This window comes from Xanthomonas vesicatoria ATCC 35937, assembly GCF_001908725.1.
GTDB lineage: Bacteria > Pseudomonadota > Gammaproteobacteria > Xanthomonadales > Xanthomonadaceae > Xanthomonas > Xanthomonas vesicatoria.
Window position 1 is genome coordinate 1,278,022 of the sequence record NZ_CP018725.1, and the last position, 23,991, is coordinate 1,302,012.

Consider the following 23,991-nt stretch of genomic DNA (forward strand, 5'->3'; position numbering starts at 1 on the left):
GCGCTTGTACTTGTACTTGCATCTCGGCCGTTCAACGCAAGCAAGAACGCTCTTGCCTGCGTTGAATGGCTAATCGGAGATCTTAGAAAGCGGACTCACCCGAATTGCCAGCAGCTCGCCGCCACCATCGAGCACGTAGCGGGTCCGCGTCGACGCGCTCAGCCACGCTGTGTCGCCTGCAGCCATGGGCGGCAATTCGCTGTCGCGCCCAAAGCTGGCCTGGCCCGCCAGCAGGTGGATGGCCCAGGCGCTGCCCGGATCCGCAAAGAACAGCATGGTGCCGACCAAGGGGCGATGCAGGAGTTCGGTGTGCAGCAGATCGCGGCGCCACATCAGATTGAAGTCTTGCGTCGGCCCATCGAGCAAGCTCGCGTCGACAGTCTCCTCGCCAGCGAATCGGACGCGCTGGTAGGGCGGCAGCAATTCGACGATACGATTTGCGCCGGCAACGCTTGCGCCAGCATCGGTTTGGCCTGCAATCAGTGCAGCCCCACGGGCAGCACAATCGCCGACATCGCGCCCGCCAGCCCCAAACTGCAGCCGCATGCCGTTCCCGTGCAGCAACACTAGTTCGCGGTCGATCCCCGGAAATTCAGAAAACGCGGCGTCCTGTTCGATCTCGGCAATCGACAGCCGCAATTCCCAGGCATCAGGCTCCCCGAGCCGCAGGATCTCGCGCGTCCAACCCAATTGATTGCGCCACCGCTCGCGGCGGTACTCGGTGGCCGGAATCACCCGGCTGCTCAGGTCTGTCAGCTGCATCGGCACATTGTGCCCGAAGCCCGACGCCCGGGCCCTCTTGCGGCCGCGCGGCAGAACAGCACCCCTGAAACGAAAAACGCCCGGCTGCACATCCAAGTGCAACACCGGGCGATTCCACGTCCTTGTCGGCTTCCAGCCATCCCCCGGACATCCTGTCCAGTTAGGTTGCGGCCACGCATCCTCGCGTCGAACCGTATCTCGGATCCTTTCCCCTTAACGCCGTCCCACCGGTTTCACCGCCGCCCCCTTGGCAGCCTTCTTGGCGGGAGCCATCGTGGCTCCTACTTCGATCAGGTCACGATTCCGTTCGACCGTCTTGAGACCGATGCCCTTGACCAGTGCCAGTTCCTCGGCACTTTTGAAGGGACCGTTTGCCTGACGGTGCTCGACGATTGCCTCGGCTTTTGATCGCCCGACATTCGTCAGCACCTTGTCCAATTCCTCAGCAGACGCGGTGTTGATATCGACCTTTTCAAGCGCGTACGCATTCGAGGACAACAACAACGCCAGTAGCAGGGACTTCAGGACTACGGTAAATGACTTCATTGCAACGCTCCTTGTGGCTTGGGTGATGGTCCTAGCCAGCATTCCTGCCGGCGGAGCCAGTGTCCCGCGCCACATGCAGCAATCCTATCGCCAACGAACTTTTCACACAGCCGGTGAACTGCGCGCCGCCTTGTAGGGAAATACCTACCCCTGGCCCCGGGCGTAGAATGTGTCATTACGTCACGCATTCGGAGCCTTCATGGACAGCGCCAAGATCGACCAATTCGTCAGCGACACCTGGGACCGCGAGATCGTCCCGCAGCTGGTCGATTACATCCGTATCCCGAACAAGTCACCGATGTTCGACGCCGATTGGGTGGCCCATGGCTACATGGAGCAGGCCGTCACGCTGATGGAAACCTGGGCCCGGGCACAGGCCATCGACGAGATGCAGGTCGAGGTGGTGCGCCTGGACGGTCGCACGCCACTGATCTTCATCGAGATCCCGGCCACCGGCGCAGAGTCCGGCGACGACACCGTGCTGCTGTACGGCCATCTGGACAAGCAGCCGGAGATGACCGGGTGGGATGCCGACCTGGGCCCCTGGGAGCCGGTGCTGCGCGACGACAAATTGTACGGGCGCGGCGGCGCCGACGACGGTTACGCAATCTTCGGTTCGCTGGCGGCGATTCTGGCGCTGCGTACCCAGGGCCTGTCGCATGCGCGGTGCGTGGTGCTGATCGAAGCCTGTGAGGAGTCCGGCAGCTACGATCTGCCGGCCTACGTGGATCATCTGGCCGAGCGCATCGGCAAGCCGTCGCTGGTGGTCTGCCTGGATTCGGGTTGCGGCAATTACGAGCAGCTGTGGTGCACGACCTCGCTACGCGGGCTGACCGGCGGCAACCTGACCGTGAAGGTATTGGAGGAAGGCGTGCACTCGGGCGATGCCTCCGGCGTGGTGCCGTCCAGCTTCCGCCTGCTGCGCCAGTTGCTCTCGCGCATCGAAGACGAGGCGACGGGCCGCATCCTGCTGGAAGGCCTGCACGTGGAGGTGCCGGCAGAGCGCCTGACCCAGGCCAAGGCCGCGGCGGCGACGCTGGATACCGCCATCTTCGACAAGTTCCCGATGGTCGATGGCCTGGTGCCGATGCATGAGGATCTGACCGAACTGGTATTGAACCGGACCTGGCGCCCGGCGCTGTCGATCACCGGCGTGGACGGCATGCCGCCGCTGGCCTCTGCCGGCAACGTGTTGCGTCCGCAAACGGCGGTGAAGCTGTCGCTGCGCCTGCCGCCGACCGCAGACGGCAAGGCCTGCGGCGAGCTGCTCAAGCAGGCACTGCTGCGCGACCCACCGAATGGCGCACAGGTGACGCTGGAGCTGGAGAAGGCCTCGTCCGGCTGGAATGCGCCGGCCATGGCGCCGTGGCTGGAGAACGCCATCGACGACGCCAGCCAGGCGTTCTTCGACAAGCCGGCGATGTACATGGGCGAAGGCGGCTCGATTCCGTTCATGGGCATGCTGGGCGAGAAGTTCCCCGGCGCGCAGTTCATGATCACCGGCGTGCTCGGCCCGCATTCCAATGCGCATGGGCCTAACGAGTTCCTGCATATCCCGATGGGCAAGCGGGTGACGGCCTGCGTGTCCAAGGTGATCGCCGAGCATCACGCCGCCTGCCTGCGCGGCGAAACCAGCGGCTCGCCGGTGGCTGCCGATAGCGGTACCCGTCATGGTGGACATGGTTGCTGTTGAGGCGACCAAAGACCACCAAGGGTCGAAGCCGTGTGCCGACTTCAAGCCTTGCGTTGCAGTCGACTTGAACAAATCAGCAACGGCGACGGGACCCATTGCCTGTCACCCAGCGGCTGCCGTGCCAAGGCAGCCGCTGGCTACTCGACCATTCGGTTGAAGACCGATCGAGTATTGGACCGGCGTTGTGGAGCGGCGCTGCGACGACACGGCCCAGGACTTGCTGAAGGCACACCATCAGGGCCGCAAGCACTGCGCTTGCGGTATGAGTCGCCGACGTCCGAAATGCTAGTCTGCCGATCCCGTCCGCCTTCGGTGCTGCAATGAACACTTTGTTTGGTAGCGACAGCTGGCTCTACATTCTGCTGGTGGGATTTGTGGTCGGGCTGCTGGCGCGTTTCATCACGCCCGGCACGCAGCGCCTGGGGTGCCTGCTGACCATCGTGCTGGGCATCGCCGGGGCGGTGGTGGCGAGCTGGTTTGGCCGCTACATGGGCTGGTACCACGCAGGCGAACCAGCCGGCTTCCTCGGGGCGTTGCTCGGCGCCATCGCCATCCTTGCCTTACTGCGATTGTTCAGTGGCAGCAAACGCTGACCGCGGCATCGCGCTTCGTCCTCATTTCACTACGCAACCACGACCCATGACGGTATCGCCTTCTGACCCTGCGCGCGAAGCGCTGCGCCTGCAATGGGCGCGACATGCACTGGACGACCCATCTGCCGGCTTGCAACGCGCCTCGGTGGACGCCGGGTTTCGCAGCTATTGGCGCACGCAGGGACGCGGTACCGATCGCATCCTGATGGATGCGCCGCCGGAGCTCGAAAACGTGGCGCCGTGGTTGCGCATGCACGCCGTGCTGGGCGCGCATGGAGTCCGTGTGCCGCACGTACTGGCCCAGGACCTGGAGATCGGCTTCCTGCTCTTGGAAGACCTGGGCATACCGACACTGGCGCAGGCCCTGACCGACGCCAATGCCGACACCCTGCTGGATGGCGCAATCGCGCAATTGCTGTTGCTGCAACAGATCCCGCCACCTTCCGACTGCGGCGTGTTCGGCGAGGCGCTGCTGCAACGCGATGCCGGCTTGTTCGAGGAATGGTTTATGGGTCGCCATCTTGGCGTGCAATTGGACTGCGGCCAGGCCGAACAGTTGCAGTTGGTCCAGCGGCGCTTGATGGACAACGCACTGGCGCAGCCGCGCGTGTTCACCCATCGCGACTTCATGCCGCGCAATCTGATGCCGGTGCCCGATGGCCCTGCGGTATTGGACTTTCAGGATTGTGTGATCGGGCCGATTGCCTACGACCCGATCAGTCTGTTCAAGGACACCTCGGTGAGCTGGCCGATCGCGCGCGTCGACAATTGGCTGGCGCGCTATCACGCACGTGCTCAGGCGGCCGGATTGCCGGTGCCGCCATTGCACCAATTTCTGCGCGACGCGGACTGGATGGGCGTGCAGCGACATCTGAAAAACCTGGGTATTTTTTCGCGCCTGAGCCATCGCGATGGCAAGCATTGGTATCTGGACAATGTGCCGCGCTTCATTGCCTATCTGGACGAAGTACTGCCGCGCTACGCCGAGCTGGCGCCGCTGATTGCGCTGCTGGACGAGGTCATCAAACCCGCATTGGCAACGCGCGCAGCGCAGGTAAACGCATGAAAGCGCTGATCTTTGCAGCGGGTTTTGGCGAGCGCATGCGGCCGTTGACCGACCACATGCCCAAACCCTTGCTGTCGGTCGGCGGCACGCCGTTGATCGTCTGGCATCTGCGCAAGCTGGCGGCGCTGGGCGTGGACGAGGTAGTGATCAATACCTCGTGGCTGGCCGAGCAATTCCCGCAAACGCTGGGAGACGGCAGCGCGTTCGGTCTGCGCCTGACGTATTCCTATGAAGGCGCAACGCCGCTGGAAACCGGCGGCGGCATGTTGCACGCACTGCCGCTGTTGGGCGATGCACCGTTCCTGTTGGTCAATGGCGATATCTGGACCGATTTCGACTTTGCCCGTCTTTCCGCCACACCCGACGGCCTGGCGCAATTGGTGCTGGTCGACCGACCGGCTTATGCGGCACGCGCAGACTTTGCGCTGGACGCCGATGGCAAGGTCCATGCCGATCTGCCTGCCACGCACACCTACGCCGGCGTCGGCATCTACCGGCCGGCTTTGCTGCATAACTGGCAGTCCACCATCGGCGCCTCACCTGAAAATACCGGAGCGTCGCCGCGCTTCCCGCTGGCACCGATCCTGCGCGCGCAGATGGCGGCAGGCCTCATCGCTGGCATCCACCATGCCGGGCGCTGGACCGATGTCGGCACTCCGCAGCGTTTGGAGGAGCTGGATGCACAGCTCTTGCGCGACGGCGGCTGATCGCAACCTCGTCGCTGCAACGCTCGCATCAAGCGCATCAACTAAAACCCTTCTAGCACTGGCTCGCTGGTTGCAACGTGCCTGCCGCATGTGCCCTCGACGAAGGATGAAGTGATGTCAGAACTCGCAATGACATCGCTGGGACGAAAGGAGCTGACCAGACCGCACGTGATCGACAGGCCGCACCGCGTGCAGTGCTCGCAACCACGCGCCGACCATTTCGACTAGCCCTTGCTCGGCTAATGTGCCGGGACCGGACGCATAGAGGTCGCGTCAGCGCTTACAGGAACGGACTTGCCGCGTCTCCCACAACGGTGGGCGGGCACGGGCCCTGCAAAAAAGCAGCCGATCAGCCGCTTTACGCCCCGCGATCCTCAAGCACGCGACGCAGGAACGGCACCGTGATACGGCGTTTGGCCGCCAACGATTCGCGATCCAGACGTTCCAGCAGGGCAACCAAGGTGGCAAGTTCGCGCTCGCTGTGCGTCAGCAGCCAGTCGATTGCCGCATCGTCCAGCGCCAGCCCGCGCCGCTGCGCACGGTCGCGCAGCACTGCGGCGCGCGCCGCGTCGTCGGGCACCGGCAACCCGATCCGGATGCATTGCGACAGCCGCGAACGCAGATCCGGCAGTATCAGCGCCAGGCCGTCGGGCATCTGCCGTGCGGTGTAGAGCAAGCTGGTGCCGGCAGCGCGCGCGCGATTGTGGAAATCGAACAGCGCCACTTCGTCGTCGCGCTGCCCGGCAATGCTGTCCACGCCGTCCAGTGCCACCAGGCTGCGCCCCTCCAATGCTTCGAGCGCATCGCGCAGGCGGCCGGCTGCCGCCTGCAGCGGCAGATACGCGGTGGCGCGCCCGGCCTGCTCGGCCGCCGCGCACACCGCCAGCGCCAGATGTGTCTTGCCGGTGCCGGCAGGCCCGGCAAGATAGAGCCAATCGCTCACCTGCCCAGCCGCCAGCGCCTGCAATTGCGCAAGCAAGCCCTCGGGCGCGGCGATGTAGCTATCGAAACGCTGATCGGATGGCGCGCGCAACGCCAATGGCAACTGCGGCACGCTCACGACCGATTGGCGTCTTGGGTCGGGTCGATGATGACGCTGCGCTCGGCCGTGGTGGACTGCAGCACGATGCCCGCACGCTCACCGGCATACAGGTCGCTGCGCGTGTACTGCTCATGCGCATACCGCAGCAGCACGTTGGCCACCGCTGCCACCGGCAAGGCCAGCAGCATGCCGAGGAAGCCGAACAGCTGGCCGCCGGCCATCACCGCAAAGATCACCGCCACCGGATGCAGGCCGATCTTGTCGCCGACGATACGCGGAGTGAGCACGTAGCTTTCCAGCAACTGGCCGACCGTGAACACCACACCCACGCCGATCAGCAGCTTCAGATCCAGCCCCTGTGCCTGCACGATCGCTGCCAGCAGCGCCAGCACGATGCCGGTGGTCGCGCCCAGATACGGGATGAAGCTGATGAAGCCGGCGATGATGCCGATCAACAACCCCAGGTTGAGCCCGATGATGGACAAACCGGTGGCATAGATCGCTCCCAGTGCCAGCATCACCAGGAACTGGCCGCGGATGAAGCCGCCGAGCACGTCGTTGGATTCCAGCGCCAGCCGGCTCACGGTGCCGATGTAGGCACGCGGGATGACCGCCGCGACGCGCTCGACCAGACGGTCCCAGTCGCGCAGGAAATAAAACGCCAGAATCGGCAGCAGCGCCAGGTTGATCACCCAGGTCACCATTGCAAAACCCGAACGCGAGACGTAGCCGAAGAAGGTCTTCGCGGCGCCGCCGGCCTGTTCCCAGTGGCTGCGGATCCAGTCGATCAATCGCTCCGGGTCCAGCCAGCCCATCAGCTCCACGCCGGTCTTGGCTTCCAGCCATGGAATGGCGGTACTGATTGCCCAGGCGCGCATCTGCGGCAAGGCATCGATCAGGGTCATGATCTGGCGCTCGATCATCGGCACCAGAATCATCAGCGCCAACACGAACAGCAGCGTCGCCAGCACGAACACCAGCGACACTGCCATGTTGCGCGAGCGTCCGGCACGTTCGATGCGGTCCACCAGCGGGTCGCCCAGCCAGGCCAACAACAGCGCAAGCACGAACGGGGTCAGGATCGGCGCCAGCAGCGAGACCACCCACAACACGCCAACAATCACCGCCGTCCATTTGAGACGGCGCAGGAATAGAGCGATTTCGGCTTCGGGAGTCAACGTCATTTCAGGCGGTACTCGGCGTGCTCGTTGTCGAGAATGATCGGGCCCTCGGTCGGTACCGAAACCGAGACTAGCGGACTGTTGTCGCCGAGCATACGGTTGAGCCCGGAAATGCCCGTGAGCAGTTCCAGATCCACTTCCATGCGGTCGCCGTTGGCGCTGACCGGGCGGATGCTGCGTACCACCGACACGCCCTGCAGCGCAGCGGCAACCCGCAGGTAATCATCGGCGCTGTGAATGCCGGTGATCACGGCGCGGTACACGCCCGGCACTCCCGAATCCACGCGCTTGGCATAGCGCTTGACCAAGGCATCGGCGGCGCCATCGGCACCGGCGGCCATCGCGCGGCGTGCATCGCCGTCGCTGCTGGTCCAACTGGACAGCGCATTGCCGTTGTCCACAAACACCCAGTCAGCGGTCCAGCCGGCTGCATTGCGGTAGAGCTTGCCGATCAACTGCATCGGCGGGCTGTACTTGGCCGACGCGCGCGACACTGCCGCGGTGTCCTTGCGCCAGATCGCGCCGGCCAGCGCCTGCTCGGCGGCCGCACCGCCCGGCAGGCCAAGCCGGTAGCCGCGCTCGATCGCACGGTCCAGCACGCTACGTGCAGCATTGGCCTGAGCAACACCTACCAGGCGCGGGCCGCTGCCGTCATCGATGGCCAGCCACAACACCGGCTTGGGGCGCGGCAGCGGCCACACCGGCAGGCCGAGCGCGGCGATCAGGCCATCCACATCGGACTGGCGAAAACGCGCGACCAGGGTGGTGCGGAAGGTCGGCGCCCCGGTGCGCGATGTCCCCTGATCCTGCCGGTAGTCGTAGTGTTCGACGTAATTGGGCGCATTGCGCAGCGCCTGCGGCACGCCGGGACGGCTCATCACCGAGCGATCGCCGGAGACCTTGCCCAGCACCGCGCCCAGCGCGCGTGCCAAGGCACCGGGGCGATCGGATTCGCCCTGGCTGTTGACCGGCACTTCGGCATCGTAGGCGCTTTGCGCCTTGGCGACGTCGCCTTCGGTGCGCAGATCGGCCTGCGCAAAGGCCGGAACCACAGGCATGGCGACCACGAGGGCGAGAAAGAAAGCGAGACTGCGGCGCATCGACGGTTCCATGGCGTAAGCGTATCCGGGTGAATTGTTGCCCGAATGGGGCGCTAGCGCCAACGTGGCTGTTAAAATCGCCGCCTTTACTGCCGAGCCACCCCCGCCCGTGACCAGCCCAACGCCTTCCATTCCCTCGCCCATGACCTACCGCGACGCGGGTGTCGACATCGATGCCGGCAATGCCCTGGTCGAACGCATCAAGCCGCTGGTCAAGCGCAGCTTCCGGCCGGAGGTGATGGGTGGCCTGGGCGGTTTTGGCGCGCTGTTCGACCTGTCGGGCAAGTACAAGGAGCCGGTGTTGGTCTCCGGTACCGACGGAGTAGGCACCAAGCTCAAGCTGGCGCAGCAACTGGGCCGCCACGACACGATCGGCATCGACCTGGTCGGCATGTGCGTCAACGACGTGCTGGTACAGGGCGCCGAGCCGCTGTTCTTCCTGGACTACTTCGCCACCGGCAAGCTGGACGTGGATACCGCAGCGGCCGTCGTCGGCGGCATCGCGCGCGGCTGCGAGCTGTCCGGGTGTGCGTTGATCGGTGGCGAAACCGCCGAAATGCCCGACATGTACCCGCCTGGCGAATACGATCTGGCCGGCTTCACCGTGGGTGCGGTGGAAAAATCGCAGCTGCTGGACGGCGCGCAGGTGCGCGAGGGCGATCTGCTGATCGGCATTGCGTCCTCGGGCCCGCATTCCAACGGCTATTCGCTGATCCGCAAGATCTACGAACGTGCCGGCGCACCCGCCGAGCTGGTGCTGGACGATGGCATCAAGCTGATCGACGCGCTGATGGCGCCGACCGCGCTGTACGTCAAGCCGGTGCTTGCCCTGCTCAAGTCGCATGGCCAGGCGATCCATGCCATGGCCCACATCACCGGCGGCGGGCTCACCGAAAACATTATCCGCGTGATTCCCGACGGCCTGGGCCTGGATATCGATGCCAAGGCCTGGACCTTGCCATCGGTGTTTGCCTGGTTGCAGCGCGAAGGCGCGGTGGCCGATGCCGAAATGTGGCGCACCTTCAACTGCGGCATTGGCTTTGTGCTGATCGCCTCGCCCGAGCAGGCCGCCGCGCTGGAGCAGGCATTGGACGCGCAATCGCTGGCGCATTGGCGCATTGGCCAGGTGATCGCCGCGCACGGCGACGAACGCGTGCGGATTGGCTAAGCCTAGGAGACCCGCATGGACGCTTCCCCTCCCACCCTGCCGACGCCGGCCAGCGCCGACGACCTGCAGCACCTCAAGCTGCTGTCGATCTTTCATTACGTGCTGGCCGGCATCACCGGGCTGTTTTCGCTGTTTCCGCTGATCCACTTGTTCATGGGTCTTGCCATCGTCACCGGGCAATTGCCGATGAACGGCAACAACGGCGAAACGGCGCCGGACGAGATGCGGATGTTCGGCTGGATTTTCGTGGTGTTTGCAGCGGCGCTCATCATCTGCGGCATGACGCTGGCCGGCTTCATGGCCTATGCCGGCCGTTGCATCGCCCAGCGCCGGCGGCATGTGCTGTGCCTGATCGTGGCCGGCATTTCGTGCTCCTTCATGCCGTTCGGCACAGTGCTCGGCGTGTTCACGCTGGTCACCTTGTTGCGCCCCCAGGTCAAGGCATTGTTCGGCCCTGCCGCTACCGCTGCCTGAGAGCCACGTGATCATCAGGGCCGTGAGCCGCGCCAAGCCGGCTGCGTTGATCGTCACCATCGCAGTGTTCGGGGCAAGCTGGATCGCACCACTGTGGCCGGTCGAGCAGGCCTTGCACAGTTCGCTGACTGTGCTCGGGTTGATCGCACTGGTGTGGGCCGACCGTCGCTGGCCATTGGAGAACGCCGCGTTCGTGGCGATCTGCGTGTTCATCGGATTGCACTGCATCGGCGCGCGCTGGCTGTATTCCAACGTGCCCTACGAGCAATGGAGCATGCAGCTGCTGTACTGGTCGCCCGGCGCCACGTTCGGCTGGACGCGCAATCATTTCGACCGGCTGATCCATCTGCTGTTCGGGCTGTGTTTCACGCCGGCCATTGCGCAACTGGCGTTGCGGCGGTGGCCCCGCCTGACACTGCGGCAGGCCTTCGCGCTGACGGTGATGACCATCATGTGCGTCAGCCTGGTCTACGAGTGGTTCGAGTGGGGCATCGCGCTGTTGCTGTCGCCACAGGCCGCCGAAGCCTACAACGGCCAGCAGGGCGACCCCTGGGACGCGCATACCGACATGCTGCTGGCAACCCTCGGCAGCCTCGCTGCCTACCCCATGGTGAGGACATTGTTCAATGCACGCGACTGACCCGCGCCTGCGCCTGGCCGTGCTGGCCTCCGGCCGCGGCAGCAATCTGCAGGCCATCATTGACGAGATCGCGGGTGGGCGGCTGCGTGCGGAGGTGGTCGGAGTGTTTTCCGACCGCCCGCAGGCGCCGGCACTGCAGAAGGTGGACGTGGCACGCCGCTGGAGCGCGAACCCGCGCGACTTTGCCGACCGCAAGGCCTTCGACGCCGCACTGGGCGATGCCCTCGCTGCCGTGCAGCCGGACTGGATCATCTGCGCCGGCTACATGCGCATCCTGGGCGAGCCATTGGTGCACCGCTTCGCCGGCCGCATGCTCAATATCCACCCGTCCCTGCTGCCCAAGTACCGGGGCTTGCACACCCATGCGCGCGCGCTGGAGGCCGGCGATACCGAGCACGGCGCCAGCGTGCACCTGGTGGTGCCGGAACTGGATGCCGGCAGCGTGATCGCGCAGGCGCGCGTGCCGGTGCTTCCCGGCGACAGCGCCGAGCAATTGGCCGCGCGCGTCCTGGCCCGCGAGCACCCGCTGCTGCTCGCCACACTGGCACTGCTGGCCAGCGGACGCCTCCGGGTAGACCGCGATGCGGTGCATGTCGACGGTCAGTGCCTGTTTACGCCACTACGACTAGAGTCCGCTGACACCGCGCTCGCCTGAATGCGGATACGCCCTCCTCATCCTGTCTCGGACATCCTTGCGGCCCCATGCCTCAGCTCCCGCGCATGAAAGCCATCCCGATCGCCGCCGCGCTGTTGACCACGGCCCTGCTTTGCCAGGCCAGCCCGAGCCGTGCGCAACAGGCAGCTGCCCCGCCGGCAGCGACGCCTCAAGCACCTGCCACGCCCGCTCCGCCTGTTGCGTCCGCGACGACAGCCGCGCTGCCCGCGAACACCTGGACGCCGCCGCCACTGGAGCCGTTCGTGGCGACCTACCAGGCGTTCTACCGTGGCAAGGAAGCCGGCGATGCCACCATGCAGGTCAGCCACGGCGACGGCAGCCAGTGGCGGATCGACATGTCGGTGCGCGGCCGCAAGGGCTTTGCAAGCATCCTGGGCTTGAACCTGGAACAGAGCACGGTGTTTCGCGTCGATGGCGACACCTACGTGCCGTTGAGCCAGAGCACCGTGCGCAAGGCGATGTTCTTCGGCAAAAAGGTCACCGGCGTCTACAACTGGCAAGCCGGCACCGCGCAATGGGACGGCGACCTGAAGGAAGAGCGCCAGCAGCCCATTCCGCTGCAGCACGGCGATCAAAGTGCGCTGTCGCTGAATTTGTCGCTGATGCGCGATGCACAGCCCGGCCGCAGCCTGAGCTACCGCTATGTCGATGTGGGCCGGGTACGCAAATACGACTATCGCGCAGCTGACACCACCGAGGTGGTGCAGGTCGGCGACCTGAGCTACGACGCGTTGCGCGTGTACCGCGTCAACAGCGGCGACAACGAAACCATCCTCTGGATCGCCAACGGGGTTCCGACCCCGGTGCGCATCCTGCAACGTGACAAAGGTGAGGATCAGGTCGATCTCCGCCTGGTCGAATACCAAGGAGTCTGACCATGAAAACCTTCTCCCGCACTAGCGCCTTGATCGCCGCTGCCGCACTGGCTGTGGCCAGCCTGCCGGCGCTCGCCGTGCAGCCGTTCCAGGCCGATTACTCTGCCAATTACATGGGCATGCAGGCCAACGGCACGATGACCCTGGCGTCCGCCGGCGCCAACCAGTGGCGCTACACCCTGACCATCCAGAACCAGTTGGCCAACCTGACCCAGAGCACGGTGTTCGAAGAAGCCGGCGGCCAGCTGCGTCCGGTCAGCAGCAACGACACCTCGTCGATGATGGTTAAGCGCCGCAACGTCACCGCCAACTACGACTGGAAGACCAGCCAGGCGACCTGGGGCGGCGACATCAAGCCGGACCGCCGGGGGCCAGTCAAGTTGCAGCCCGGCGATATGGACGCGTTACTGATCAACTTGGCAATCACCCGCGACCTGGCCGCCGGCAAGCCGCTGAACTACCGCATGGTGGACGAAGGCCGCATCAAGCCGATGAGCTACAAGGTGATCGGCAAGGAAACCATCACCGTCAACGGCAAGCAGGAGCAGGCCACCAAGGTCTCGCGCGTGGATGGCGACAAGGAACTGATCGCCTGGGTGGTCAAGGATCTCCCGGTGCCGGCGCGCTTGCTGCAGAAGGAAAAGGGTCAGGACGCACTGGACCTGACGATCAAGTCTCTGCGCTAAGCGATCCGTCCCTGACCGAGCGTGCCCAGGAGCACGCTGAGGTGCGCTGCTGCGCACGCATCGCGTGTGGACAGTCGCTAAAAGCGGTTTAAAGCTTGGTGAAACGAGTGCGCGGTGCCCTCACCGCTCGCGGGACACGCCGTGAATCCATCCGTGGAGGGTCGTTGGCGGCACCCATGCCGCCAACGGTCCCGCAATCGGCAAGGACACCGCACCAGACAGTTTGTCTGTGGTTTTGTTGAAGAACGAAACCACCGCGTCGCGCGGTTTGCTGGCTGCTGGTTGCTGTGCTGCAACCCTGCGCACCGACAAACTCGACCGGCCCTTGCCCGCCCACCATCGCGGGACCCTTGGCGGCATGGATGCCGCCACGGAGCTTACATGGACGTACTTGCAGCGTGTGCTGCGATGGTGGGCGGGCAAGGGCCCAGCAGCAAACGCCAAGACCTCGAGGGCGCGGTGCCCTCACCAGACCGTTTGCTGATGCTCTTGCTGAAGAACGAAACCAACGCGTCGCGGTTTCGGGGTTGCTGGTTGCCGTGCCAAACCCTGGGCACCGATTAATGCGACCGGTCCTTGCCCGCCCCCCATCGCGGGACCCTTAGCGGCATGGATGCCGCCGCGGAGCTTACATGGACGTACTTGCAGCGTGTCCTGCGATGGTGCGCGGGCAAGGGCCCTGCAGCAGACGCGAAGACCTCGAGGGCGCGGCGCCCTCACAGCACCAGACAGTTTGTCTGTGGTTTTGTTGAAGAACGAAACCACCGCGTCGCGCGGTTTGCTGGTTGTGCCGAAACCCTGGGCGCCGACCATCGTGACTGGCCCTTGCCCGCCCACCGTCGCGGGACCCTTGGCGGCATGGATGCCGCCAAAGAGCTTACAAAGACGTACTTGCAGCGTGTCCCGTGATGATGCGGGCAAGGCCCTGCAGCCAAGCTGCAGCTCAGACGCTCTTCACCCACCGCTCGGAGCCAGACCACGTACGACCTCTCAAGGCTTGCCGACAGCCTTGTCATCGCCAGTCGTAAATACCGTGCGGCAATCCACGCGGATCTGCGCGTCGTTCTTGCGCCAATAGAACAGGTCGCAATGGCGCTTGCCCTCGACGGTCTTTTTCACCGCCACCGCGTAAAACGACTGCGCGATCTCGTCGCGGCTGGTGGTGCCGTCGCCGTTCCAGTCCATGTCCTTGAACTCCACGCCCTGGGTGATGGCCATGCCCACACTCCAGGCATAGGCCAGCCACGCCAGGATCAGCACGATCACGCCCAGCAGGATCTTGCGTCGCGTCGTGAAGCGGCCGCGCAGGATCATGCGGTACGCCGGATGGTCGCGCCCAGCGCCCCCAGCTTCTCCTCGATGTTTTCGTAGCCACGGTCCAGGTGGTAGATGCGATCGATGGTGGTGTCGCCGTCGGCCACTAGCCCGGCCAGGATCAGCGAAGCAGACGCGCGCAGGTCGGTGGCCATCACCGGCGCACCGCTGAGGCGCTCGGCGCCACGCACGATGGCGGTATGGCCTTCGACCTGGATGTCCGCGCCCAGGCGCAGCAGTTCGTTGACGTGCATGAAGCGGTTTTCGAAGATGGTTTCGTTGATCACGCCCACGCCATCGGCCACGCAGTTGAGCGCCATGAATTGCGCCTGCATGTCGGTGGGAAACGCCGGATACGGCGCAGTGGTCAGGTTGACCGCGCGCGGGCGCTTGCCGTGCATGTCCAGCGTGATGCTGTCGGCGGTGGTGGTGATGGTGGCCCCGGCCTCGGTGAGCTTGTCCAGCACCGCGTCCAGGGTGTCCGGGCGGGCGCGGCGCACGGTGACGCTGCCGCCGGTCATCGCCGCGGCGACCAGGAAGGTGCCGGTCTCGATGCGATCCGGCAGCACCGCGTGGTGCCCGCCGCCCAGGCGCTCGACGCCCTGCACCACGATGCGCGGCGTGCCGGCACCTTCGATCTGCGCACCCAGCGCGATCAGGCAGTCGGCCAGGTCGGTGACTTCCGGCTCCATCGCCGCGTTTTCCAGCACCGTGGTGCCGTCGGCCAGCACGGCGGCCATCAGTACGTTCTCGGTACCGGTAACGCTGACCATGTCGAACACGTAACGGCCGCCCTTCAGACGCCCATTACTGGTGGCCTTGATGTAGCCATTCTCCACGCTGATCTCCGCACCCAGCGCCTGCAGGCCCTTGATGTGCTGATCCACCGGTCGCGAGCCGATCGCGCAACCGCCGGGCAGCGACACTTCGGCGGTGCCGTAGCGCGCCAGCAGCGGGCCCAGCACCAGGATCGAGGCGCGCATGGTCTTGACCAGCTCATACGGCGCGACCTGATGGGTCACCGAGCGCGGGTCGACCAGGATCGAGCGGCCCTTGGCCAGGGTGCCTTCGTCGATAGTGACTTCGGCGCCCAGCTCGCTGAGCAGCTTCACCGTGGTGATCACATCGTGCAGGTGCGGCACGTTACTCATTTCCACCGGCGCATCGGCCAGCAGGGTGGCGCACAGGATCGGCAGCACTGCGTTCTTGGCGCCGGAAATATTCACTTCGCCATGCAGCGCTTGGCCGCCGGTCACTACGATTTTTGCCATGGGAATCTGAGAAATCCGAAAGTAGAAGGGATGTCGGGGGAATGAAGCGAAGGATGTATCGAGCGTGCTGCACGCGGCGCGCGCGGGAACTGGGGACGAGCGGCGCCGAATACGGCACTGCCAGGGACGCGCTGGACACAGTCACTGCGTGGACCTGGACGACGCCAGCCGAGGCGATGCAGGTGCGTACCGCCTCCCGCTCCCACCCTGCGCACTGCCCCGACCCAGCCCGCCCGGCCGCGAGCGCGGCGGCGGCGCTCAGCCTTCCTCGGGTGCCAGGGTCTTGAGCTGCAGCGCGTGGATCGCTCCGCCCATCAGCTCGCCCAGGGTGGCGTAGACCATGCGGTGGCGCGCCAGCGGCGCCTTGCCGGCAAATGCGGGGCTGATCACGGTCGCCTCGAAGTGCACACCGTCGTCGCCGTGCACGTCGACGCGGGCTTCGGGCAACCCGGATTCGATGAGTTTACGGATGGTTTCGGCGTCCACAGGGCGTTTCCTCATAAAATGAGCGCACATTCTACTCTTCACCCGAGTCCCGCATGGCCGTCTCGCACCTGCCCTCCGCCACCGTCAGCGACGCCAGCCTGGTCGCCAGCGGACAGCGCGTGCTGGAGATCGAGCGTGAAGCCCTCGCCAGCGTGGGCGCGCGCATCGGCAGCGACTTCGCTGCCGCCTGCCGGCTGGTGCTGGCGTCGCGCGGGCGGGTGGTCGCCACCGGCATGGGCAAATCCGGGCATATCGCGCGCAAGATCGCCGCGACCCTGGCCTCCACCGGCACGCCGGCGTTCTTCGTGCATCCCGGCGAAGCCGGCCACGGCGACCTGGGCATGATCACCGAAGCCGATATCGTGCTGGCGCTGTCGTATTCGGGCGAATCGGACGAAGTGCGCATGCTGCTACCGGTACTCAAGCGCCAAGGCAACCCGATCATCGCCATGACCGGCCGCCCCGGCTCCAGCCTGGCCCAGGCCGCTGACGTCCACCTGGATGTCAGCGTCTCTGCGGAGGCCTGCCCGTTGCATTTGGCGCCGACGTCCAGCACCACTGCCTCACTGGCGATGGGCGATGCGCTGGCAGTGGCACTGCTGGATGCGCGCGGTTTCACCGCCGACGACTTTGCACGTTCCCACCCGGCCGGCAGCCTGGGCCGGCGCCTGCTGCTGCACATCACCGATGTCATGCACGGCGGCGACGACCTGCCGCGCGTGCGTGAGGACGCAAGCCTGAGCGAGGCGCTGATGGAAATGAGCCGCAAGCGGCTGGGCATGACCGCAGTGGTCGACGACGATGGCCGACTGATCGGCCTGTTTACCGATGGCGACCTGCGCCGCGCGCTGGATAGCGACATCGACGTGCGCAGCGCCGGCATCGCCGAGGTGATGACGCGCAACCCGCGCACCATCGGCGCCGACCAGTTGGCCGCCGAGGCCGCACGGCTGATGGAGGACTACAAGATCAATGGCCTGATCGTGGTGGACGCGCAGCAGCGCGCGGTCGGGGCGTTGAACATTCACGACCTGTTGCGCGCCAAGGTGGTTTAACAGGTTCAGTTTTCAACTGCGCCCCCGTTCTTACCGATTCGTTGCCGATGCCCTACTCTCCCTTGCACCACCTCCCCGCCGAGCTGATCGAACGTGCCGCGCGTATCCGTCTGGCCTGTTTCGACGTCGATGGCACCCTGACCGATGGGCGCCTGTACTACGACCATGCCGGCAACGAGAGCAAGGCGTTCAACGTGCTCGACGGCCAGGGCCTCAAGCAGCTCGAATACGCCGGTATCCACGTTGCGCTGATCACCGCACGCGCCAGCCTGTCGGCGGAAAAGCGCGGCCAGGATCTGGGCCTGCACGTGCAGATCGGGGTCAAGAACAAGCGCCTGGCCGTGCTGGCCCTGTGTCAGGAACACGGCCTGTCGCTGGACCAGGTGTTGTTCATGGGCGACGACCTGCCCGACCTGCCGGCATTGCTGGCGGTTGGCCTGCCGGTCGCGCCAGCGAACGCACACCCGTGGATCGCCGAGCGCGTGCAGTGGCACACCCAGGCCCGTGGCGGCGAAGGCGCCGCGCGCGAGGTCTGCGACGTGGTGCTGGCCGCGCAAGGCCAGGTCGAGGGCATCATCGAAAGGTTTTCCGCATGAACTTCAACTGGCGCACCACCCTGGGCGTGGTGCTGTTTGCCGCCGCGGTCATCTCCGGCTGGTCGGCATGGCAGCAGCGCGCGCGCCCGGCTGCGGCAGTGGTGGATGAGTCCAAAGCCGACTACGTGCTGCGCGACTTCGAACTGATCACGTTGGACAAGCAGACCGGCAAGGAAGCGATGACGCTGCGTGCGCCCGAGATGCACCGCAACCGCGCCGATCAGACCGCCGACATCACCACCCCGGTGTTCCTGCTACCCGATAACGCCAACCAGCCGTGGACGCTGCGCGCCAAGACCGGCTGGGTCAGCCCCAAGGGCGACGAGTTGCGCTTGCGCGGCGATGTCGAAGGCGACAGCCCGACCGCCGGCGCGACGCCGCCCACCACCTTCCGCACCGAGAGTCTGGACGTGTTTCCGCAGCAGAACCTCGCCAAGACCGCGGCTCCGGTGACCATGCGTCGGCCGGGTATCATGCAAAGTGGGGTCGGCTTCGAGGCCGATCTCAAATCGCGCCAGTACAAGCTCCTTTCCCAGGTCAAGACCCGCTATGAACCGAATGCTGCCCGCTAAACTGGCGTTTGCCGCACTGCTGTTGCCTGCCATGGCGATGGCCAAGACCAGCGACCGCAATCAGCCGATGGCGATCGACTCCAATGCCAACGATTGCAACATGCTCGACGACAGCGGCAAGTGCCGCTTCAGCGGCAATGTGGTGATCACCCAGGGCACGCTGGAAATCCACGCCGATACCGCCGACATCTTCCAGAAGAACGGCCAGACCGACCGTGTAGTGCTCACCGGCAAGCAGGCCACGCTCAAGCAGCAGATGGACGACGGCGCGATGATGAACGGCCAGGCCGACAACATCGAATACAAGGTCGCCGACGAGATCATCATCCTGAGCGGCAACTACAAGGTCGACTCGCCCAAGGGCACCAATGCCGGCCAGCGCATGGTCTACAACACCAAGACCGGCAATATGCAAAGCGGCGGCGACGGCAGCCGCGTGCGCACCATCATCCAGCCCAAGAACGCTGCCCCCGCCGCGGCAACGCCGGCGCCGGCCACCAAGCCTGCAGCCAAGCCGCAGGGGAAGAAGTAATGCTGGTCGCCACCGGTCTGCGCAAGAAGTACAAGCAACGCGAAGTGGTCAAGGAATTCGGCCTCACCTTGGAGGCCGGCGAAGTGGTCGGCCTGCTCGGCCCCAACGGCGCGGGCAAGACCACCTGCTTCTACATGATCGTCGGTCTGGTCGAAGCCGATGCCGGTCGCATCGAGCTGGACGGTCGCGACCTCACCGCCGAGCCGATGTACGCGCGCGCCAAGCTTGGCGTGGGGTATCTGCCGCAGGAGCCGTCCATCTTCCGCAAGCTCACCGTGGCCGACAACATCCGGCTAGTGCTGGAGCTGCGCGAGGAATTGGACACCGCCGGTCGCGAGAAGGAACTGGCCTCGCTGCTGGAAGAACTGCAGATCACCCATGTGGCCGATCAGCTCGGCGCCAGCCTCTCCGGCGGCGAGCGGCGCCGCTGCGAAATCGCACGCGCGCTGGCGGCCAAGCCGCGCATGATGCTGCTGGACGAACCATTTGCAGGCGTGGACCCGATTTCGGTCGGCGAGATCCAGCGCATCATCATTCACCTCAAGGAACGCGGCATCGGCGTGTTGATCACCGATCACAACGTGCGCGAGACCTTGGGAATCTGCGACCGTGCGTATATCCTCGCCGAGGGAGGCGTGCTGGCGCAGGGGGCACCGGAAGCGCTGCTAGCCAATCCCGACGTCCGTCGCGTGTATCTGGGGGAAACTTTCCGCCTTTGAGCGCGTCGCCGCGCCATCGATTCTTCCAGTCAGTGCCTGCATGAAAGCCCGGCTTCAGACATCGCTAGGACAGCAGCTGGTCATGACGCCGCAATTGCGTCAGGCGATCAAGCTATTGCAGATGTCCACCACCGAGCTGGAACTGGAAATCGCCGAAGCGGTGGAAACCAACCCGCTGCTCGAATGGGCCGACGAGGCCGCGCATGCGGCCGGCGACATACCCGAGTCCTCGCCCTCCTCGTCCAGCGAGGAACCCCAGCGCGAGCAACCCGCCCCGGCCGAGCGCGACGACGACTGGTCGCAGGACGAATTGCAGTGGACCGGCTCGGGCAGCGGCGGCAGTTTCGACGATGACGAGTCCGGGGACGCCGCCGAGCGCGTGGCCGAATCCGAAACCCTTGCCGATCATCTGCTGTGGCAGTTGCACCTGTCGCCGCTGTCGCCACGCGACCGACAGATCGGCGCGCTGCTGATCGATGCGCTGGACGAAGACGGTTATCTGCGCGAGCCGTTATCGGCAATTCTCGAAACACTGGCCCTGGGCGCGTCGGTCGACGAGGCCGAAGTGCTCACCGTGCTGCATCAGATCCAGCGCTTCGACCCGGTCGGCGTAGGTGCGCGCACGCTGGGCGAGTGCCTGGCCTTGCAATTGGCGGTGCTCGACCCGGCCATCCCGGGGCGCGAACTGGCGCTACAGATCGTCGCCGGCCCGCTGGAACGCCTGCCGCGCGCCGGTGTGGCCGGCTTGGCGCACGAACTCAAGCGCTCCGCCACCGATGTCGAACAAGCCGTGCAGCTGGTGCGCTCGCTGGACCCGCGCCCGGGCAAGCAGATCGGCGACCTCTCGCAAGACACCTACGTGGTGCCCGACTGCGTGATCTGGCGCCAGCGCGGCGTGTGGCGCGCCTCGCTGGCCGGCCGCTCGCAGCCCAAGGTCACCATCCACCGCGGCTACGAGAACCTGATCCGCAGTTGCGGCGAATCGGATGCCGGCTATCTGCGCGGACAGTTGCAGGAGGCGCGCTGGCTGCTCAAGAGCCTGGAAGCGCGCGGCGAAACCCTGCTGCGGGTGGTGCGCTGCCTGCTGCAGCACCAGGCCGGGTTCCTGGAATTCGGTGCGCAGGCGCTGCGCCCGCTAACCCTGCGCGAGATCGCAGGCGAGCTCGGCCTGCACGAATCCACCATTTCCCGCGCCATCGCCCGCAAATACGTGCGTACCCCGCGCGGCACCATCCCGCTGCGCTCGTTCTTTGCCTCCGGCATCGACACCGACAGCGGCGGCGAGGCCTCCAGCACTGCCATCCAGGCCATGATCCGGCGCCTGATCGACGCAGAAAACCCGCGCAAACCCTTGTCGGACGCCAAGCTGGCGGATCTTTTGAAAACCTCCGGCGTACCAGTGGCGCGGCGCACCGTTGCGAAGTATCGTGAGGCCATGAACATTTCCGCCTCCCACGAACGCGTGCGCATCGCCTGACGTTGCAACCACCGCAACGCCGGCCTGCGCCGGGTTAGTCGGATCACCGGAACGGTTCATTGGCCCACCGACCAATGGAGGTATCCGATGCGCATCGAGACGTATGGCCACCAGCTTGAAGTGACCCCCGCCCTGCGGGAGTACGTGGCAAGCAAGCTGCAGCGACTGCAGCGCCATTTCGACCAGCACTGTGAAGTCCGAACGCAGCTGGCCGTTCGCAAGCCAGACCACCACGTGGTCGCCACCGTCAACCTTCCCGGTCGCACGCTGCACGCAGATGCCAGCGGTTCCACCATGTACGCCGCCATCGACCTGCTGGTCGACAAGCTCGACCGCCTGGTGCTCAAGCACAAAGAAAAGAAATGTAACCACCACGCACGCGAGGTGCGCGACAATCCCGCATGACGCTTCCCGCTTGATGCCCTCATGCCTTTAAACGATCTGATGGCGGCCGTGCGCACCGTGGTGTCGCCGGCCGCCGATCGCGACACCGTCCTGCACACCGCCGCCGATCTGCTGTCCTGCCGCCAGGCCGGCGCCGACGAGCTCTACGCCAACCTGTGCGAGCGCGAGGCCCTGGGCAGTACCGCCATCGGCCACGGCATTGCCATTCCGCATGGACGCTGCCCCAATCTGACCGAACCCCGCGGTGCGCTGCTGCGGCTGGACGCCCCGGTTGCGTTCGGCAGCGATGAACCGGTGGACCTGGTGTTCGCCATGGCGGTGCCTGCGCACTACACCCACCAGCACTTGATGCTGTTGTCGGAACTGGCCGAGCGCTTCTCCGATGCGCACTTCCGTCAGCAACTGCGCGCCGCGCCCGATGCCGACGCGCTGATGGCGTTGCTCACCGATGCGCCTCCTCCACAGGCTAGCGCCGCATGAATACCAGCATCACCGCACGCGAACTGTTCGACCAGCAGCGCGACAAGCTGGCGCTGCGCTGGGTCGCCGGGCAGAAGGGCGAGCACCGCGAGATCCAGGCGGGCAGCAACAACGCCCGCCGCCCGTCGCTGGCTGGCTATCTCAACGTGATCTATCCCAACAAGGTGCAGATCCTGGGCACCGAAGAGCTGGCCTGGCTGGATTCGCTGGACGCGCGCCAGCGCTGGGAAACCATCGAGAAGATCATCCAGGTGCAACCGCTGGCACTGGCGATCAGCAAGAACCAATCCTGCCCGGAAGACCTGCGCGCCGCCGCCGACGAATCCAACACCCCGTTGTGGATCTCGCCCAAGCGCGGCCACGAACTGCTCAACCACCTCTCCTACCATCTGGCGCGCACGCTGGCGCCGCGGGTCACCCTGCATGGCGTGTTCATGGAGATCTATTCGATCGGCGTGCTGATCACCGGCGAGGCAGGCTCGGGCAAGAGCGAACTGGCGCTGGAACTGCTCAGCCGCGGCCACCGCCTGGTGGCCGACGATGCGCCGGAATTCACCCAGATCGCCCCCGATGTGCTCGACGGCACCTGCCCCGAGCTGCTGCAGGACCTGCTGGAAGTGCGCGGCCTGGGCGTGCTCAACGTGCGCGACATGTTCGGCGACACCGCGGTGAAGAAGAACAAGTACCTGCGCCTGATCGTGCACCTGACCCGGCCGATGACCGAACCCACGCCCTCCGGCTACGAGCGCCTGACCGGCGATTCCGGCAGCCGCCACGTGCTGGACCTGGACGTGCCACTGATCACCTTGCCGGTGATGCCCGGCCGCAACCTGGCGGTGCTGACCGAAGCGGCCACGCGGCTGCATATCCTGCGCACCAAGGGCATCGACCCGGCGGCGATGTTCATTGCCCGCCACAGCAACCTGCTGGAGCGACGTACGCCATGAGCATCGCGCCCTCCACGTTGATGATCGTGAGCGGGCTGTCCGGCTCGGGCAAATCGGTCGCGTTGAAGACCTTCGAGGATCTGGACTACTACTGTTCTGACAATCTGCCGGTGGAGCTGCTGCCGGACTTCGTCAAGAGCCGCCTGCGTGGCAATCCGATCGGCGACCAGCGCCTGGCGGTGGGCATCGACGTGCGCAGCCGCAGCGACCTGACCCAGCTGGCGCAGTGGCGCCAGGCTGCGCAGGAATACGGCATCGAGGCACGTCTGCTGTTTTTCGAAGCCAGCGATGAAGCGCTGATCAAACGGTACGCCGATACCCGCCGGCGTCATCCGCTCAGTCATCTCGGCCTGGCCTTGCCGGAGGCGATCACCCGCGAGCGCCAGTTAACCGAGCCGCTGCGCGCGCAGGCCGACGCGATCATCGATACCAGCACGCTGAACGTGCACCAGTTGCGTCGCCGCGTGGTCACCGAATTCGCGCTCGGCTCCAACGACCGGTTGTCACTGTTGTTCGAATCGTTTGCCTACAAGCGCGGCGTGCCGGCTGAGGCCGACTTCGTGTTCGATGCGCGCGTGCTGCCCAATCCGCACTGGGACCCTGAGCTGCGCCCGCTCACCGGCCGCGATGCCGGGGTGCGCGAGTACCTGGACAACGAAGCGGATGTGCAGCGCTACAGCGCACAGATCGTGGACTTGCTCGACACCTGGTTGCCGCGATTGCGTAACGACACCCGCAGCTACGTGACCATCGCCTTCGGCTGCACCGGCGGCAAGCATCGCTCGGTGTACATGGCCGAACGCATGGCGCGGCATGCACGCGAACAGGGCTGGCCGGAAGTGGCGACGTTTCATCGCGAGCAGGACTGAGGGGCCGGGATTCGGGATTCGGGATTCGCCAAAGCGGCATCATGCGATGGGGGCGTGCT

General features: G+C 65.5%; 28 protein-coding genes. 20 read left to right on the forward strand and 8 right to left on the reverse strand.

Annotated features, from left to right (window positions below; translation table 11 throughout):
• Positions 1-69 precede the first annotated feature (69 nt).
• Entirely contained in the window at positions 70-762 is a 693-nt protein-coding gene (locus BJD12_RS05630) for a HutD/Ves family protein (RefSeq protein WP_005993270.1), read from the reverse strand.
• Between the two features lie 213 nt (positions 763-975).
• Positions 976-1,350, reverse strand: coding sequence for a ComEA family DNA-binding protein (locus BJD12_RS05635; RefSeq protein WP_005993268.1), 375 nt, complete (start codon positions 1,348-1,350; stop codon positions 976-978).
• Between the two features lie 157 nt (positions 1,351-1,507).
• Here BJD12_RS05635 and BJD12_RS05640 point away from each other — a divergent pair, with 157 nt between their 5' ends.
• The 4 genes from BJD12_RS05640 to murU all read left to right on the forward strand — a co-directional run bounded on the left by BJD12_RS05640 (position 1,508) and on the right by murU (position 5,367).
• Positions 1,508-3,001, forward strand: a complete 1,494-nt coding sequence (locus BJD12_RS05640; RefSeq protein ID WP_005993266.1) for a M20 family metallopeptidase — start codon at positions 1,508-1,510, stop codon at positions 2,999-3,001.
• A gap of 320 nt (positions 3,002-3,321) precedes the next feature.
• The gene (locus BJD12_RS05645; protein WP_005993264.1) at positions 3,322-3,594 is read left to right on the forward strand and encodes a GlsB/YeaQ/YmgE family stress response membrane protein; all 273 of its coding nucleotides are present in this window, start codon (positions 3,322-3,324) and stop codon (positions 3,592-3,594) included.
• 46 nt (positions 3,595-3,640) lie between these two features.
• Positions 3,641-4,660, forward strand: a complete 1,020-nt coding sequence (locus tag BJD12_RS05650) for an aminoglycoside phosphotransferase family protein (RefSeq protein WP_042828103.1) — start codon at positions 3,641-3,643, stop codon at positions 4,658-4,660.
• A complete protein-coding gene (gene murU / locus BJD12_RS05655; RefSeq protein WP_005993260.1) occupies positions 4,657-5,367 on the forward strand; it encodes an N-acetylmuramate alpha-1-phosphate uridylyltransferase MurU in 711 nt (236 codons plus the stop codon). The genes BJD12_RS05650 and murU overlap by 4 nt, the downstream gene beginning before the upstream one ends.
• A gap of 358 nt (positions 5,368-5,725) precedes the next feature.
• Here murU and hda read toward each other — a convergent pair whose 3' ends face one another.
• Genes hda through BJD12_RS05670 form a run of 3 tightly spaced genes read right to left on the reverse strand, consistent with a single transcriptional unit; the run spans position 5,726 to position 8,702 of the window.
• Complete coding sequence (hda, locus tag BJD12_RS05660; RefSeq protein ID WP_005993258.1) at positions 5,726-6,427, reverse strand: DnaA regulatory inactivator Hda; 702 nt, start codon at positions 6,425-6,427, stop codon at positions 5,726-5,728.
• Positions 6,424-7,593, reverse strand: coding sequence for an AI-2E family transporter (locus BJD12_RS05665; protein ID WP_005993256.1), 1,170 nt, complete (start codon positions 7,591-7,593; stop codon positions 6,424-6,426). The genes hda and BJD12_RS05665 overlap by 4 nt, the downstream gene beginning before the upstream one ends.
• Positions 7,590-8,702, reverse strand: a complete 1,113-nt coding sequence (locus BJD12_RS05670; protein WP_039421315.1) for a DUF2066 domain-containing protein — start codon at positions 8,700-8,702, stop codon at positions 7,590-7,592. Before BJD12_RS05670 ends, BJD12_RS05665 begins: the two co-directional genes overlap by 4 nt.
• Positions 8,703-8,724: 22 nt before the next feature.
• Between BJD12_RS05670 and purM the strand changes: the two genes are divergently transcribed.
• The 6 genes from purM to BJD12_RS05700 all read left to right on the forward strand — a co-directional run bounded on the left by purM (position 8,725) and on the right by BJD12_RS05700 (position 13,209).
• On the forward strand, positions 8,725-9,858 hold the full coding sequence (gene purM / locus BJD12_RS05675) for a phosphoribosylformylglycinamidine cyclo-ligase (protein ID WP_172797279.1): 1,134 nt from the start codon (positions 8,725-8,727) through the stop codon (positions 9,856-9,858).
• Positions 9,859-9,873: 15 nt separating this feature from the next.
• Complete coding sequence (locus tag BJD12_RS05680) at positions 9,874-10,332, forward strand: hypothetical protein (RefSeq protein ID WP_005993250.1); 459 nt, start codon at positions 9,874-9,876, stop codon at positions 10,330-10,332.
• A 22-nt stretch (positions 10,333-10,354) separates the two neighbouring features.
• A complete protein-coding gene (locus BJD12_RS05685; protein WP_039421342.1) occupies positions 10,355-10,972 on the forward strand; it encodes a DUF2238 domain-containing protein in 618 nt (205 codons plus the stop codon).
• The gene (gene purN / locus BJD12_RS05690) at positions 10,959-11,627 is read left to right on the forward strand and encodes a phosphoribosylglycinamide formyltransferase (RefSeq protein WP_005993246.1); all 669 of its coding nucleotides are present in this window, start codon (positions 10,959-10,961) and stop codon (positions 11,625-11,627) included. Before BJD12_RS05685 ends, purN begins: the two co-directional genes overlap by 14 nt.
• Before the next feature lie 65 nt (positions 11,628-11,692).
• Positions 11,693-12,523, forward strand: coding sequence for a DUF3108 domain-containing protein (locus BJD12_RS05695; protein ID WP_039421323.1), 831 nt, complete (start codon positions 11,693-11,695; stop codon positions 12,521-12,523).
• A 2-nt stretch (positions 12,524-12,525) separates the two neighbouring features.
• Positions 12,526-13,209 (forward strand): DUF3108 domain-containing protein, encoded by a 684-nt coding sequence (locus BJD12_RS05700; protein ID WP_005993242.1) that lies wholly within the window; start codon positions 12,526-12,528, stop codon positions 13,207-13,209.
• Between the two features lie 990 nt (positions 13,210-14,199).
• Here the strand turns inward: BJD12_RS05700 and BJD12_RS05715 are convergent.
• The 3 genes from BJD12_RS05715 to BJD12_RS05725 form a co-directional block, all read right to left on the reverse strand.
• Positions 14,200-14,523, reverse strand: a complete 324-nt coding sequence (locus BJD12_RS05715) for a hypothetical protein (RefSeq protein WP_005993240.1) — start codon at positions 14,521-14,523, stop codon at positions 14,200-14,202.
• Positions 14,520-15,794 carry a UDP-N-acetylglucosamine 1-carboxyvinyltransferase gene (gene murA / locus BJD12_RS05720; RefSeq protein ID WP_005993238.1) on the reverse strand — a complete coding sequence of 425 codons (1,275 nt, stop codon included), beginning with the start codon at positions 15,792-15,794 and terminating at the stop codon, positions 14,520-14,522. The genes BJD12_RS05715 and murA overlap by 4 nt, the downstream gene beginning before the upstream one ends.
• A gap of 258 nt (positions 15,795-16,052) precedes the next feature.
• Positions 16,053-16,280: a BolA family protein gene (locus BJD12_RS05725; RefSeq protein ID WP_042828101.1), complete on the reverse strand. Its 228-nt coding sequence runs from the start codon at positions 16,278-16,280 to the stop codon at positions 16,053-16,055.
• 53 nt (positions 16,281-16,333) lie between these two features.
• On the opposite strand from BJD12_RS05725, the gene BJD12_RS05730 reads away from it, so the two are divergent.
• The 10 genes from BJD12_RS05730 to rapZ all read left to right on the forward strand — a co-directional run bounded on the left by BJD12_RS05730 (position 16,334) and on the right by rapZ (position 23,932).
• Complete coding sequence (locus BJD12_RS05730; protein ID WP_005993233.1) at positions 16,334-17,335, forward strand: KpsF/GutQ family sugar-phosphate isomerase; 1,002 nt, start codon at positions 16,334-16,336, stop codon at positions 17,333-17,335.
• 47 nt (positions 17,336-17,382) lie between these two features.
• Positions 17,383-17,931 (forward strand): KdsC family phosphatase, encoded by a 549-nt coding sequence (locus BJD12_RS05735; protein ID WP_005993231.1) that lies wholly within the window; start codon positions 17,383-17,385, stop codon positions 17,929-17,931.
• The gene (gene lptC / locus BJD12_RS05740; RefSeq protein WP_005993230.1) at positions 17,928-18,503 is read left to right on the forward strand and encodes an LPS export ABC transporter periplasmic protein LptC; all 576 of its coding nucleotides are present in this window, start codon (positions 17,928-17,930) and stop codon (positions 18,501-18,503) included. Before BJD12_RS05735 ends, lptC begins: the two co-directional genes overlap by 4 nt.
• A complete protein-coding gene (gene lptA, locus BJD12_RS05745) occupies positions 18,481-19,035 on the forward strand; it encodes a lipopolysaccharide transport periplasmic protein LptA (RefSeq protein ID WP_074052488.1) in 555 nt (184 codons plus the stop codon). The genes lptC and lptA overlap by 23 nt, the downstream gene beginning before the upstream one ends.
• Complete coding sequence (gene lptB / locus BJD12_RS05750; protein WP_005993225.1) at positions 19,035-19,754, forward strand: LPS export ABC transporter ATP-binding protein; 720 nt, start codon at positions 19,035-19,037, stop codon at positions 19,752-19,754. Before lptA ends, lptB begins: the two co-directional genes overlap by 1 nt.
• Positions 19,755-19,794: 40 nt before the next feature.
• Positions 19,795-21,231, forward strand: a complete 1,437-nt coding sequence (locus BJD12_RS05755) for an RNA polymerase factor sigma-54 (protein WP_005993223.1) — start codon at positions 19,795-19,797, stop codon at positions 21,229-21,231.
• Between the two features lie 87 nt (positions 21,232-21,318).
• Positions 21,319-21,636 carry a ribosome hibernation-promoting factor, HPF/YfiA family gene (hpf, locus tag BJD12_RS05760; RefSeq protein WP_005913379.1) on the forward strand — a complete coding sequence of 106 codons (318 nt, stop codon included), beginning with the start codon at positions 21,319-21,321 and terminating at the stop codon, positions 21,634-21,636.
• A gap of 21 nt (positions 21,637-21,657) precedes the next feature.
• The gene (locus BJD12_RS05765) at positions 21,658-22,116 is read left to right on the forward strand and encodes a PTS sugar transporter subunit IIA (RefSeq protein WP_005993221.1); all 459 of its coding nucleotides are present in this window, start codon (positions 21,658-21,660) and stop codon (positions 22,114-22,116) included.
• On the forward strand, positions 22,113-23,063 hold the full coding sequence (gene hprK / locus BJD12_RS05770) for an HPr(Ser) kinase/phosphatase (protein WP_005993219.1): 951 nt from the start codon (positions 22,113-22,115) through the stop codon (positions 23,061-23,063). Before BJD12_RS05765 ends, hprK begins: the two co-directional genes overlap by 4 nt.
• Positions 23,060-23,932 (forward strand): RNase adapter RapZ, encoded by an 873-nt coding sequence (gene rapZ, locus BJD12_RS05775; RefSeq protein ID WP_005993216.1) that lies wholly within the window; start codon positions 23,060-23,062, stop codon positions 23,930-23,932. The genes hprK and rapZ overlap by 4 nt, the downstream gene beginning before the upstream one ends.
• Positions 23,933-23,991 lie beyond the last annotated feature (59 nt).

Bases quoted from the DNA above. Each gene is read 5' to 3' on its own strand.
- BJD12_RS05630 (WP_005993270.1), bottom strand. From the start codon at position 762: ATGCAGCTGACAGACCTGAGCAGCCGGGTGATTCCGGCCACCGAGTAC.
- BJD12_RS05635 (WP_005993268.1), bottom strand. From the start codon at position 1,350: ATGCTGGCTAGGACCATCACCCAAGCCACAAGGAGCGTTGCAATGAAG.
- BJD12_RS05640 (WP_005993266.1), top strand. From the start codon at position 1,508: ATGGACAGCGCCAAGATCGACCAATTCGTCAGCGACACCTGGGACCGC.
- BJD12_RS05645 (WP_005993264.1), top strand. From the start codon at position 3,322: ATGAACACTTTGTTTGGTAGCGACAGCTGGCTCTACATTCTGCTGGTG.
- BJD12_RS05650 (WP_042828103.1), top strand. From the start codon at position 3,641: ATGACGGTATCGCCTTCTGACCCTGCGCGCGAAGCGCTGCGCCTGCAA.
- murU (WP_005993260.1), top strand. From the start codon at position 4,657: ATGAAAGCGCTGATCTTTGCAGCGGGTTTTGGCGAGCGCATGCGGCCG.
- BJD12_RS05665 (WP_005993256.1), bottom strand. From the start codon at position 7,593: ATGACGTTGACTCCCGAAGCCGAAATCGCTCTATTCCTGCGCCGTCTC.
- BJD12_RS05670 (WP_039421315.1), bottom strand. From the start codon at position 8,702: ATGGAACCGTCGATGCGCCGCAGTCTCGCTTTCTTTCTCGCCCTCGTG.
- BJD12_RS05680 (WP_005993250.1), top strand. From the start codon at position 9,874: ATGGACGCTTCCCCTCCCACCCTGCCGACGCCGGCCAGCGCCGACGAC.
- purN (WP_005993246.1), top strand. From the start codon at position 10,959: ATGCACGCGACTGACCCGCGCCTGCGCCTGGCCGTGCTGGCCTCCGGC.
- BJD12_RS05695 (WP_039421323.1), top strand. From the start codon at position 11,693: ATGAAAGCCATCCCGATCGCCGCCGCGCTGTTGACCACGGCCCTGCTT.
- BJD12_RS05700 (WP_005993242.1), top strand. From the start codon at position 12,526: ATGAAAACCTTCTCCCGCACTAGCGCCTTGATCGCCGCTGCCGCACTG.
- BJD12_RS05715 (WP_005993240.1), bottom strand. From the start codon at position 14,523: ATGATCCTGCGCGGCCGCTTCACGACGCGACGCAAGATCCTGCTGGGC.
- murA (WP_005993238.1), bottom strand. From the start codon at position 15,794: ATGGCAAAAATCGTAGTGACCGGCGGCCAAGCGCTGCATGGCGAAGTG.
- BJD12_RS05730 (WP_005993233.1), top strand. From the start codon at position 16,334: ATGGCCGTCTCGCACCTGCCCTCCGCCACCGTCAGCGACGCCAGCCTG.
- BJD12_RS05735 (WP_005993231.1), top strand. From the start codon at position 17,383: ATGCCCTACTCTCCCTTGCACCACCTCCCCGCCGAGCTGATCGAACGT.
- lptC (WP_005993230.1), top strand. From the start codon at position 17,928: ATGAACTTCAACTGGCGCACCACCCTGGGCGTGGTGCTGTTTGCCGCC.
- lptA (WP_074052488.1), top strand. From the start codon at position 18,481: ATGAACCGAATGCTGCCCGCTAAACTGGCGTTTGCCGCACTGCTGTTG.
- lptB (WP_005993225.1), top strand. From the start codon at position 19,035: ATGCTGGTCGCCACCGGTCTGCGCAAGAAGTACAAGCAACGCGAAGTG.
- BJD12_RS05755 (WP_005993223.1), top strand. From the start codon at position 19,795: ATGAAAGCCCGGCTTCAGACATCGCTAGGACAGCAGCTGGTCATGACG.
- hpf (WP_005913379.1), top strand. From the start codon at position 21,319: ATGCGCATCGAGACGTATGGCCACCAGCTTGAAGTGACCCCCGCCCTG.
- BJD12_RS05765 (WP_005993221.1), top strand. From the start codon at position 21,658: ATGCCTTTAAACGATCTGATGGCGGCCGTGCGCACCGTGGTGTCGCCG.
- hprK (WP_005993219.1), top strand. From the start codon at position 22,113: ATGAATACCAGCATCACCGCACGCGAACTGTTCGACCAGCAGCGCGAC.
- rapZ (WP_005993216.1), top strand. From the start codon at position 23,060: ATGAGCATCGCGCCCTCCACGTTGATGATCGTGAGCGGGCTGTCCGGC.